General features: G+C 58.1%; 9 protein-coding genes. 6 read left to right on the top strand and 3 right to left on the bottom strand.

Annotation, left to right across the window (positions count from 1 at the left end; translation table 11 throughout):
* Positions 1–282 precede the first annotated feature (282 nt).
* Positions 283–1,185 (top strand): thiazole synthase, encoded by a 903-nt coding sequence (locus tag SH410x_RS17675; protein WP_473669418.1) that lies wholly within the window; start codon positions 283–285, stop codon positions 1,183–1,185.
* Positions 1,186–1,234: 49 nt separating this feature from the next.
* On the opposite strand, the gene SH410x_RS17680 is transcribed toward SH410x_RS17675, so the two are convergent.
* Positions 1,235–2,167, bottom strand: a complete 933-nt coding sequence (locus SH410x_RS17680; RefSeq protein WP_473669420.1) for a YihY/virulence factor BrkB family protein — start codon at positions 2,165–2,167, stop codon at positions 1,235–1,237.
* A 346-nt stretch (positions 2,168–2,513) separates the two neighbouring features.
* On the opposite strand from SH410x_RS17680, the gene SH410x_RS17685 reads away from it, so the two are divergent.
* The 3 genes from SH410x_RS17685 (at position 2,514) to SH410x_RS17695 (ending at position 5,116) form a co-directional block, all read left to right on the top strand.
* Entirely contained in the window at positions 2,514–3,449 is a 936-nt protein-coding gene (locus tag SH410x_RS17685) for a DUF2167 domain-containing protein (RefSeq protein WP_473669421.1), read from the top strand.
* Positions 3,450–3,461: 12 nt separating this feature from the next.
* A complete protein-coding gene (locus SH410x_RS17690; protein WP_473669423.1) occupies positions 3,462–4,637 on the top strand; it encodes a hypothetical protein in 1,176 nt (391 codons plus the stop codon).
* A 203-nt stretch (positions 4,638–4,840) separates the two neighbouring features.
* The gene (locus SH410x_RS17695; RefSeq protein WP_473669425.1) at positions 4,841–5,116 is read left to right on the top strand and encodes a hypothetical protein; all 276 of its coding nucleotides are present in this window, start codon (positions 4,841–4,843) and stop codon (positions 5,114–5,116) included.
* A 132-nt stretch (positions 5,117–5,248) separates the two neighbouring features.
* Here the strand turns inward: SH410x_RS17695 and SH410x_RS17700 are convergent, their stop codons facing one another.
* Positions 5,249–6,982 (bottom strand): AI-2E family transporter, encoded by a 1,734-nt coding sequence (locus SH410x_RS17700; protein ID WP_473669426.1) that lies wholly within the window; start codon positions 6,980–6,982, stop codon positions 5,249–5,251.
* Between the two features lie 256 nt (positions 6,983–7,238).
* On the opposite strand from SH410x_RS17700, the gene SH410x_RS17705 reads away from it, so the two are divergent.
* Positions 7,239–9,689, top strand: a complete 2,451-nt coding sequence (locus SH410x_RS17705; RefSeq protein ID WP_473669428.1) for a TolC family protein — start codon at positions 7,239–7,241, stop codon at positions 9,687–9,689.
* A 547-nt stretch (positions 9,690–10,236) separates the two neighbouring features.
* Positions 10,237–11,286, top strand: coding sequence for a beta/alpha barrel domain-containing protein (locus SH410x_RS17710; protein ID WP_473669430.1), 1,050 nt, complete (start codon positions 10,237–10,239; stop codon positions 11,284–11,286).
* 508 nt (positions 11,287–11,794) lie between these two features.
* Here SH410x_RS17710 and SH410x_RS17715 read toward each other — a convergent pair.
* Positions 11,795–12,403, bottom strand: coding sequence for an outer membrane protein (locus SH410x_RS17715; RefSeq protein ID WP_473669432.1), 609 nt, complete (start codon positions 12,401–12,403; stop codon positions 11,795–11,797).
* Positions 12,404–12,599 lie beyond the last annotated feature (196 nt).

Genomic DNA, 12,599 nt, shown 5'->3' on the forward strand with positions numbered 1-12,599 from the left:
TGGGGGCGTTGGATTTACCCGGTGCCTTACGGCACTTCGGCTCATGGGGGCGTTGGATTTACCCGGTGCCTTACGGCACTTCGGCTCATGGGGGCGTTGGATTTACCCGGTGCCTTACGGCACTTCGGCTCATGGGGGCGTTGGATTTACCCGGTGCCTTACGGCACTTCGGCTCATGGGGGGATCGTGGTTGATTATGCTGACAGCCCGATCAAGATCCCTCCCCGGGGCTCGTGTGGAGAGTTAGGATATGGGAAATCACTTGCTTTCCCAGGCTACCCGATGTCCTCTGCCACCACTCCTTCCGACGCCAACGTCCACGATTCTGAGCCCTTCGCCAGCGATGCCCCGCTCCGGATTGGTAAACATGTTCTCGATAGTCGTCTGATTGTCGGGACGGGACGCTATGATTCGATGGCTCAAATGCGTGATTCGCTGGTTGCGTCGGGCACGCAGTGTGTGACCGTGGCGGTGAGGCGGGAGCGGCTCTACGACAAAACGGGCCAGAACATCCTGGATTTCCTCGATCCGTCTCGCTACACGCTGCTGCCCAACACAGCGGGCTGTTACACCGCCGCGGACGCCATTCGGGCCGCCCGACTCGGTCGCGAAATCCTCAAGACACTCGAAAATCCTGGCCAGGACTGGGTCAAGCTCGAAGTCCTGGGAGATTCCAAGACGTTGCTGCCCGACCCTAGCGAAACGGTGCTGGCCTGCGAAAAACTCGTCGCCGATGGTTTCTCCGTACTCTGCTACACGAGTGATTGCCCCGTCACAGCCCAGCGACTCAAAAACGTGGGCGCGGCCAGTGTGATGCCGGCGGGGAGCCCGATCGGCAGCGGCCAGGGAATTTTGAATCCCGGCAACCTACAAATCATTCTGGAGTATCTCAAGCAAGACGATCCCGATTATCCAGTGATCATCGATGCGGGCGTGGGGACCGCTAGCGACGTGGCCATCGCGATGGAGCTCGGGGCCGACGGCGTGCTATTGAACACCGCCATCGCTCACGCTCGCGATCCGGTCCGGATGGCCGCGGCGATGAAACATGGGGTGATCGCAGGCCGGCACGCAGCACTGGCCGGCCGCATTCCGCGTCGACTCTACGGCACGGCGAGTAGCCCCAGCGAGGGTGTGATCAGCACTCGCCCCTACGGCAGCGAACAGGACGGGACGGCAACTTAGGCAACGGCCGCCGACGTGACGTAGCACGTCAATATCTTCAATCAACGTCTCAGGGAGTTCGCGATTTTGCGGTCGCGTCGCGTTGGATCTCTTTGACCACCCGCACTGCATGACGTTCAGGCCGGATGCCCGCGCCATAGCGAACCGCATACACCTGCGTCGCTTCGGCACCCAACAACACGATCATGGCCGTGTAATACACCCACACCAGTAGCACGGCAAGCGATGCAGCGGCAGCGCCGAGTTGAGCGCCCGGCGAGCTGACCGAGAAATACAAGTGCAGCCCGTATCGGCCGACTAGAAACAGGGTCGTCGTGATCAACGCGCCGACCATCACATCCTTCCAATCCACGATCGCGTCGGGCATGAATTTGAAGATCGAGGCAAATATGGCGAATACAACGAGAGTTTGCGCAAGCATGTTGATCCCTGAGGCAAATGCTTCGGATAGCCCGATCAAGCTGCCGACCTGATCGCCCAGCGCCGCCAGCACGGAGGAGACGACCAACGAGACGAGCAGCAAGAAACCGAGTCCGAGAATCATCCCGAATGACAGCAACCGTTTGCCAAGCAGATTTTTCCAACTCGCACGCTCAGGGTCTGCTTGAACTTCCCACACTTGGTTGAGCGAAGCCTGAAGAGCCGCCACGACGCCGGTGGCACCCACGACGATGCCGGCGAAACTCAACAGCGTCTTCCACCACTTGCCACTCGACTTCTTGTCGTTCTCCAAAATGGTGGAGATTTGCTCGGTGGCGGCTTGGTTGCCGAGCATCTCGGCCGCTTTGCCAGTCAATATGTTGCGCGCCTTTGTTTCAGCTTCATTGCTGTTGTACATCACCGACATCCCGAGTGTCAGGATCGTGAGCAGCAGGTACAGCAGCGGCGGCAATGCAAAGGCGGTGTAGTAAGCCAAGGCCGCCGCCAACGTGGTGCAATTATTTTTCGAGAATTCAGCAAAGGTTTGTTTCAAAAATCCCATCGATTCAACTTGTTCGGAGAAGCATTCAGTTCGCGAGCATTAGAGTCTTCGTAAAACCGCTTGGGCATCGCCCTGGGGTCGCCCGCATTCGGCGCCCGCATTCTGCGTCCCGCACTCGGCGGATCGACGGGCCCGCACACGGCGGATCAGTATTCGTTTCTCAACGGGTCATGGCACGCGGTTCAACGAGATGTCTCTGGACGCAATTTCTGCGCCACGCAATCACTACGGTGTTTTTTCTTTACATCGCTGGATGATTGCGTTAAATTTTCGTCCGCGGCCGATTTTTGCGATGGTGTCGTTCTCTCCACATCACAGTCTTCCACTTCTTTTCAGGGCCCCATCGATGTCCCGTTCCATCGAATTGACCGGCATCCGCAGTGCTGTCACGCTGCTTTTCCTTTCCTTTTTCGCCGTCACGACCGCGGCACAGGAATCCGAGACGCCGGCTGGCATTTCTCAGGAACAAATGGCTTTGATGCAGCGATTTGCTGCGATTGAGTGGCAGGAAGGACCCAGCCTGGGCAAGATTGGTGACGTTGCGGAGATCCAGGTCCCCGAAGGCTATTCCTTCACCGGTGCAGAAGGGGCCCAGGAGCTGTTGGAACTTTACGGCAACCCCCGCAACCCGAACATGCTCGGGGCCATGATCCCCAACTCTGACGACGAGGATTGGACGCTCGTGTTCCAATTCGATGACATTGGTTACGTCGACGATTCCGATCGTGATTCGCTCGATTCAGAAGGTTTGATGAGCGATTTTCAAGCAGCCATTCCTGCCGGTAACGAGCAGCGGAGGTCGATGGGTTTGGAGGAAATGACCGCGATGAGCTGGACGAAGCCTCCATTCTATGATCCCAAAACCAACAATCTCACCTGGGCTTTGAAGCTCGAGTTCCCCAGTGGCAATTCCGTGAACTACGACATCCGAATGCTCGGTCGGCGCGGCGTGATGGAAGCGACACTGATTGGCGATCCCGAAACGTATGCGACCGCCCTGCCCGCCGTGAACGGCATCCTCGAAGGGTATCAGTTCACTTCGGGCAATCAGTACGCCGAGTGGAAACAGGGCGATAAAGTCGCAGCGTACGGGTTGGCGGGTTTGGTGGGCGGCGGAGCATTGGTCGCTGCCTCGAAGACCGGGTTGCTCGCTAAGCTCGGCTTGCTGTTGGCCAAGGGCGGCAAAGCGGTCATCCTGGGGATCGTTCTTTTCTTCGGCGCACTGGGATCGTTTTTTGGGAAACTGTTCCGTGGTGGGAACACCAATGAAACAGTTCGGTAGGGGCCGCTGTTGATGCCGTCACTTTCGGACGTGGAATGGATTTTCATCGTCTTGGCCGTCCTGTATGCATTGGAAACACTCGTGTGGGTGCGCAGCGGTGTGTCCGCGTTCGTGTCACGCCATGGTTCTTTTCAAAATCGACGTCCCGCAGCCCGTTTGACCGGCAATGACCAGGGGACGCTCGTCATCGGCGGGTGGCTGCCTTGGGACATGACGCTGCTGTGCCACGAATTGCCCGTCTCGATGTCAACACGCGGGGTCGCGGCATTTGTGCCGATGTCGCCCATGACCAGCGATCGACCGATGCGATCGGGAGACGTATTCACATGGACGCAGTTGACGGACTGCTACTGCCGCGAACGCGATGTGGTCAGTGGCGAGCATGTCCTCTGCAGGATGGGGAGCACCGTGATGGCGAAACATTTTGCAGGCGTGCTCAGGCAAATCGCCAACGCGTCGGAAAGCGAACGAGCTGGTCAGATCGATCAGTTTTACCGCAGCCTGTTGGACACCGATGCGATTTCGCAGCGTTTGGATTGTTTGCGGTCGCTGACTCCCGCCATGGGGCGTGTGGCGTGTTTGCTGTTTGCATGGCTGGGACCCGTTGGATTGTTGCTGTACTACGGCGTCGTGCCACTACGAGTGGACGAGCAAACCACAGCGGCTTACCTCGTGATTCTATTTGCGTTGTGGTGGATTACCGTCGGCCTCGTAGGGCGCGCACATCGACGCATGTATCGCGGGGACCGCAGCGGCCGATTCAAACTGATCGCGTGCTCGCTATTGTCCCCCGCGGTGCCGCTGCGTGCGATTGACTACCTCGCTCGCGAGCTGTTGGCGAGTTCGTTGTACCATCCACTCGCCGTCTCGGCCGCGATCGACTCGCCCGGTCGCCTGCGAGAGTTCGCCGAGCAAGCGGTTCGAGATCTTGTTTACCCAATCGCTCCGGAATGCCCCGACGGTGAACGCGGCACCAGCATTGTGAACGATTGTCGAGCTGCCCTGCAGCAACGGATCACCGAGTTTCTCGCCGCCCGTGAGATCCGGTTCGAGGATTGTTTGGCGCCACCGGCGGCCGAAGACGAATATTCGGTGACGTACTGCCCACGGTGCCAGCAACAATTTGAACGTGACGATGCCGTCTGTGACCTGTGCGGGGGCCGGGGGACGTTGAAGTTGGTGGTGTGATGCCAGCTGAGATTCCCCGTGCCGGACGCAGGGGAGGATTGCGAGCATCCTAGCGAATAGCAGTGGGCGAATCGCGGTCGGCGGTTGGTGAAACCACCCGACTCGGCTCCCCACTCAGCGGCGATTGTCTATACTCAAACGACGCCCACGATCGATCGTGGCGTCCGCTCTGTTCAATCTGCATCATTTATCCCCACACCGCCATGTCTGATTCCAACGAAACTCCCGACATCCCTGCTGAACCTGAATTCTCCAAGGAAGAGCTGCGTTTAGCGATGAAAGCGTTTCGCAAACGTCTGAAATTGACACGATTGGACGACGAGTCCCGACTCGGCTACGGCCCGATGTCCTCGGGCAACAAATCCGGCGTCGCAGCGATCCGACCACCCGACCAATACCCGATCGGCGTCTGGCGATTGCTGGCCGAGCAGGGGAAGCTCCGCCGCGATGGTGGCGGGTTGTATTCGTTGGTTGAGTGAAAACGAGGGAGCGGTGAATCGATGCGTCTGAACACTCGGGGGATCAGAATCGACCATCATGACCGCGGAGCGTTCGCGCACAATTTGACGTCGATGACTGGTCCGCGATCGCCGCTCTAAAAGAAGGGCGGCTCAGGTGTCTTGGATTTCATGGTTGAGGATTTCCAGCAGCGTTTGCAGGAACACCACCACCATGGGGCCGACGAGTATCCCGATCGGGCCGAACACTGAGACACCCCCGATCACACTGAGCAGCGCGAAGAGCGGATGCAGTTGGCTCCGCCCTTGCAGCACGTAGACCTTGATCACGTTGTCGATCGACGAGACGACCGCCGTGCCCCAGAGGGCCAACAAACCGGCGGCGAGCCAGCGTTGTTCGACGAACCCGAGCCAAAGCACGCAGGGGACCCACACCGACGCGGCACCGAGAAAAGGGACCAACGCCATCAAACTTGTTAAAAACAAGAGTAGGATGATTTGGTCGAACCCGCACAGCCAAAACCCAATCGTGGACAAGATTCCTTGCACGACCGCGCTCGCGACGCTCGCAAGGACCACCGCTCGGCTGGTCCGATCGAACTGCATCAATAGTTGACGCTCGTAGGCGTCATCCAAGGGCGACAGACGCATCAGCGTCGTCGTCATCGCGGGGCCATCGATCAGGAAAAAATAGACCGAAATCACGAGGATCGCCATGCCGAAAAGAATCTTGGCGAGCATGCTGCCGGTGGCACTGGTCAGTTTCACGAATCGAGGCTGTAGCGAGTCTCGTGCGCCGCGAATCAAGCGAGTGAAGTCCGCCTCGTCGGGGTTGGCCAATAGCTTCACTTGACTCAACATCGCCCCGCCGAGTTTGAGGTGCATCCAGGCTCGGATCGATGCCGCGGCGTGGACTGCGTCTTGTTCAAACTGTTCCGAGACATTTAGCCGCAACAGCGGGTTGGCCTGTTCGATCGAGTCCGCATCGGTTTCCTGTTCGGCCGTCTCGCGGAGGGCAGCGGCAAAGCTTTTGATATTGTTGACTGCATTGTCGGCCGCCTCGACGGCCGATTCCGGGCCAGCCACATCCGCCTGGAGGTAGGCCACGATCGCGGCAGCCTGGTCGAGTTCTTTGGCCTTGGCGGTTAAGTCGCCGCGATGACTCGAGGCGGTTTCGACGGTCGCATTGTACCTGGGGATACTCCCGACACCCATGGAGTCGGTGATCCGGTCGAGTGCGCGAAAGTATTCTGCGTGGGGGAGACTCAAACCGAGTTGGTCACGCACTCGATCTCGAGCCACCGACGCGCTGCCGTTCATTCGCGACAGCAGTACGGTGAACTGCGTCGTCGCGATCGAGACAAGCATCCCGAGCGGCAGCAGCACGATAAAGAGCACCAACGCCGTCGTCAGGCCAGCGGACAACCGCCTGCGCTGGTTCGTTTTCTGCAGGATCCACATGTAAACAGGGCGAAAGATCACTACCAACAGTGCCGCCATGAACAGAGGGATGAAGAACCCGACCATGACCTGATAGAACAGCACCCCAATGGCGAGAATGCCAATCACCAGCATGACGACCGACATGATCCGCGAAAGGGACGGCAATTGCGGGAAAAACGCTGGTTTGCCGCCGCTGGGGGAGCCCATCGCGAGTCGCTCGGTGATGCGTTTGCCAGGCATCGGTTCAGCCGTCGTGCCGGCGTCGGCGGGCTCCGCCTGAGCCGACCGACTCGCCGACGATGTTTCTGGCCGCGCGTCGACTGGCTGCTCGGCCCCTGGCTCCTCAGCCCCTGGCTGCTCAGCCCCTGTTTCACGCGCGGCTGTTTCACGGGGCGGATTTTGACGCGTTGAGTGGGTTTTACCTCGGTTTCGTCGCTTGCTCATCAATCGCTCAGGCTGTGTTTGTCGGAGTTTTCATTTTTATCGTTAAATTCGTCAGAATCGTCAAAGGTTACCAGCCGCCCTGGTCGATAGCATTCTTGGGCAAAGTTCTCATGTCGCTCGGTGGAGCGTACGGCGTGAGAACTTTGTAGGGGGGCTTTCCAATTCAACGGTATACGGGAATGCATGACACGACTGCTTTGTGGCAGTCGCGATTCATGGATTTGCCGGTGACCGCCGATCCAGGGAAGTCCAGGGCATGAATCGCTCGCTGCTATACCGCTACACTGCTTATCTGCAACTCGGGCTCTCGCTCTTGTTCGCCTGCGGTTGTGCACCCACTCAACCATTCTTTCTAAACGAATCGCCGGATCTGAAGTATTACCTTCAGGCGGCGACGCAGATTGAATATCCCGATGTGGATGTCGAGAGTCTACCCGATACGACGCAAACACTGCGTCCGCTGTCGATCAATAATCACGATTATGAATTCTGGAACCTGGGGATCGAAGAAGCTGTTTCGATCGCACTGGGCAACGCCAAGTTCTTCGTGACTACCAGCGGAATCCTGGAGAATCGTCAGAATGTTGCTGACCAATTCATCAGCGGCACGGCGGACCAGTTCGGCAGCGTTTACGATGTTGCGATCACGCAGTCCACGACCCAATCGGTTCCGTTGACTGTCGACGCAAACGGCAATCGTATCCTGCCACGGGGCGTGCTTCGTGCCAACCAAATCGGCGGCGTCGAAGACGCGTTGTCCGAGTTTGATGCTCAAGCGAGTGGATTCCTCAACTACGGCAACACCGACCGCCCACGTAACTCGGGCAACAGTATCGTATCGCGTGCCGACTTCCAGTCCGACGACGCGACCGCACAGGGTGCGATCAGCAAACGCTTCGCTACCGGTGGCGTGGCGACTGTTCGAAACCAACTCATCTACGGCCGAAACAATCTACCTTTGGGGCCGATCAACTCAGCCTCACGCCAAGTCCACAGCGATTACACCGTCACGATGGAAGCTCAGGTGCAACAGCCCCTGATGCGGAACCGTGGCACGCTGATCAACCGTATCCCTGTCGTGCTCGCCAGCTTGAACGAGGACGTTTCGATTACCCAGTACGAAGTTCAGGTCCGGAACCTCGTCCGCGACGTTGAGGTTGCTTACTGGGACCTGTACGTCTCCTACCGCAACGTTTCGACCGCAATCATCGGGCGTAACAGTGCCATCGCAACGGCCCAATACGCTCGCTTGAACCTGGAAAACGGTACCGGCACGCGGCAAGAACTCGCCCAATCGGTCGAGCAATACTATCAGTTTCGGGGCCTGCTCGAATCCTCGATCGGTGGCTCGAACCTGCCCGGAGCGGATCGCCAAGGCGTCTATGGAGCCGAACGTCATCTGCGTGAGTTGCTCGGTATCTCGCCGACCGACGGTCGCTTGATTCGTCCCATCGACGAACCCACCAGCGCCCGAGTGGAATATGACTGGAACGAATCGGTCGCTCAGGCTCTGTACCTGTCGCCGGAACTGCGTCAAACCAAGACTCGCATTAAGCAACAAGAGCTCGAATTGATTTCTGCGAAGAATCAAATCCTGCCGGATGTCAATCTGTCATTGCTCTATCGTTATGTCGGCGTGGGCGACACCCTCGGCCCGCCATCGGGATCCGATGTCGACTTCCCCGCCGCCGGCAGCAGTGCGTTGTCCAGCCTGACGGGTGGCAACTATCAGGAAGGTGTCGTGCGACTGGAAATCACTCCTCCGGCCATCGGTGCTCGTCGTGAACTGACCCGGATTCGCGGTGCGAAACTGCGTCTGGTCCGCGAAAAGGCGAACTTGCAAGAGAAGGAGCGTTTGCTCGTCAGCCGGTTGTCCGACGCCGAAGCCAAAGCCGCCACGCACTACCAACTCATCCAAACCAATGCTCAACGTTGGCAGGCCGCCGAACAAGAAGTAGAAGCTCGCCTGGCGGACTTCAAGAACGACCGTAACGGCCGAAGCCCCGTCAACGTGGTGCTGCAGAGTCAACAACGCAAGGCTCAGGCTCAGATTGAGTACTATCGATCCCTGGGCGAGTACAACAAATCACTCAACTATATCGATTATCTCAAAGGCACCATGTTGGCTAACAGCAACATCATGCTGCGAGAAGGTCCTTGGAACAAGAAAGCCTATTGGGACGCCCTCGAACGGGCTCGCGAACGAAGTGCTGGTCACGAACTCGTCTACGGTGTGAGCCGGCCGAGTGTCGTCCGCACTGGACCGCTGCGAGACGCCGCTTCGGCATCCCAAATCATCGGCAGCGGCACCATGACCGAGGGTCAGACTTTGCCTCCTGATGCGATGATGCTCAACGGAGCCGATAGGAACGATCCGATGGGAATCGACTTGAATCCCTACCGCAGTTCGATTGAGGTCAACGACAAGCCGTTGTCGGAGTTGGGCGAGAGCCCCGCCGAACTGCTCGCACCCCAGTCGCCGAGTATCCCCACGCCGGCTCCATCGCTGAATCAACCGACACCCGCATCGGTGCAGCCAAGCGTGCTTGATACCACCTCGTCGGCACCCGCTGAGGGAGCCTGGCAAACGGCTCGTCATGTCAAACCAAGCGGTCCCGTCAACGCGGTCGCTCCTGCGGCCTATCAAAGTCCCGCTGCTGGCGAATACGCACCGCAGCCCGTACGAAAGATGGCGATCCCACGCTGAGACCGACGTGCTCCCTAGCACTCGCTAAACATACAATTGGTTTTTCCGTGTAGGGGCGGAGGCTTGAGTGGTTGTCGCCGGGTACGCGCCTGGATTGACGACAACCCTCCCACGACTAGCTCGATCGGTCCGCTTCGGCAGACCCTTCGGGCTTTTCGTCGTTGCACACAGCTTCCTCCGCCCATACCGTTCTCGTCGACGACCAACCCGGAGACTTGCAGGATTCTCGAGGGCAATCGCGTAACCGTGCTCGGCGTTGATGAGTGAGCCTCGCCACACTGACGAATTGTTGGTGCAATGACCGTGCCGGTGGGCGGTGTTTGACTCGAATCGCGATCAATCCGCCCGCCCGACGACAGGTTGAGGTGCCCCCCTGAACCGTCGTGCCACGTTGTCGGTGTCAACTCGAGTGAGCGTTGTGAGGGTGTTGGTTGTGGTGGATCGCGCCGCTGATCAGTCTGTTCGCCTGGGACGAGGCACTCTTGGCATCGGTTTTGCATGATCTTCGTTGCAATCGCTATACCATCTCATCAACGGAGTGAACCTCGTGTCATTTGACTTGTCCACCGATTTTGGCGGCTTAAAACTCCGCTCACCGATCATTGTCGGCTCCTGCCCGCTGACCGCGAACACCCAGACTCGTATCGCGTTGGAGAGTGCTGGTGCGGGAGCGATCGTGCTGCCCTCTCTGTTCGAAGAACATGTCATTGCGTGGCGGATTCGCAATGGTGGGGTGACGACGCGGCGCGAACAACGCCTGCTCGATCGCATGACGGACATGACCCGCGAAGCATTGGTCCCCAACGTTGAAATGTATCTTTCGATACTCAACCGAGCGAGTGTGCAGTCCAACATTCCTGTCATCGCCAGCCTGCATGGTGGCACCGATGGCGATTGGCTCGATTTCGCCGGCGAGCTGCAAGAAACCGGAGCGAACGCGATCGAATTGAATGTGCATCATCGACCCGATAATGAGTACAACGATCCGCGTGAGTTGGAGGATCAGGTCGTGGAGTTGGTCAAGACGATTCGGGCGTCAATTTCGGTGCCTCTGTTTTTGAAATTGCACCGCGAGTACACCGCCGTCAGTCATTTGGCGCGACGATTGGTCTCAGGCGTGCAAGGTTTGGTCTTATACGCACGTGATCCAGAGATCGACATTGCCTTGGATAGTCTCAAACTCAAATGCCGATGGGGAATGTCTCCGCCCGGTGTGCTCTCTCCGAGCCTGCGAGCGATAATGAGTGTTTACGGTCATTGTCCCGCCATGCCGTTGGCCGGTAGCGGCGGCATCGGTCGACCCGAGGACGTGATCAAAACGCTGCTGGCAGGTGCGGATGTGGCGATGGTCGTCTCAGCGGTGTACCGCGATGGCCCGTCCGTTATCCGTACCATGCTCGATGGTTTGACGCAGTTCATGGAGAGCCATCGAACCTGCACCCTCAACGAACTGCAATCGAAACGACCGCTGGAGTTCAGTAGCGAAGAAGATCGCCGAAACACGATCGAGGGCTTGTCACCCAACCCCGTTTGGAACGGGACAGCCGAAGGGGAGCGTGTGATTCAGTCGGACAGGTGGGGCCACCCGGTCGGGTAAGGAACGAGCAACAAATTACTTTGATTGTGGTCGAACGCTCCGCGGTCGATCATTCCGACCGCGGAGCGTTCGGGCACATATTTTCCGCTCTTTCTAAGCGGTGAAACTGTCAGGCGAAGCGAGCTCGAACCTGATCGCATGATCAGCAGTCGGAACACTTCGAAGCTGGGGGCGACAGAACCACTGGAGAATTTGCGTCGCAGAGTTCTGCATACGCATCCGAGCGAAACGTTTTTACTTGGACTGCGTGGGTGCCGCTCCACGCGGCCACCATCGCTGTCATCGCTCGGTAGGGTCATCGCTCGAGGGTGATTGCCCGGTAGGGGTCATCGCCCGGTAGACACGCAGCCCATGCGAGATGGTCTCTGTGCCCATCATTTGAATCTTCAAATTCATTGGCACGGGCCGCATTTTGCATGCCACTCGCTCATCACACCTTGCCCGGAATCGCTTGCGAGATGGCAGGTCGAACAGAGGTGTGATGAGGCTTCGATGGCAGAGCGATCGATTAGAACTTGAATCGCAGACCGAACTCGATCGAGTGATTGTAGAACTGATCGCTGAATGTCGTGCTGGGCAAATTGCTGGACGCAACCGTTAGCGATTCGCTGCCAAGGAAGCGATAGCCGCTGAACAGTTCTGCTCGCTCAGTGAACGAGTAGGTTGCTCCGACGCGTGCCTGGTACGCCAATCCCAAATCGCTAGTGGCTTGGGCGACGTCACCGAAGACGCCCAGGCTGTTTGCATGGACTTGAGCCACCCCGAGTCCGCCACCACCGTAGACCGAAATTGCGTGGGTGATGGGCAGGTCCAAATAACCGCTCATCATGTAAGCATTCAGGTCGACATTGCCGCTTTCAGCAGGGACACCTCCGGCCGTGTCCAAACTGTTGTTCAGCTTGCTGTATTCGAATTCAATTCGCCCGGAACCTTCTCGCCAGCCCAGGAACGTATTGAATGCGCCACCGGCATCGAAGTCGGCCCCGGCACCGTCGTCTTCCACGTCCTGCAGCAACGATAATCCGCCGGAGACACCGATGTAGAAGGGATGTTCGTCAGCCTGGCAAGTCGAGCCGAGCATCAACGCCAACACACACATTACGATATTTCGCTTCATAGCTAAGTCCATTTAGTGGGGATTCATTTTAATGCAGAAATGACGGATTCAACGAAATTGCCCCGAATAGCCCCCAAGTGCGTCCCTTTGAGGGGGGTGGGCCGTTGCAGTTCTGTCTCTGCAGGGGTAGTTTTCGGACCGTTCCAACGCATCTATGCAATCCCAATGACATATTCCGAGCAAATGGGCAGGAGAT

This window comes from Rhodopirellula sp. SH410 (genome assembly GCF_055811895.1).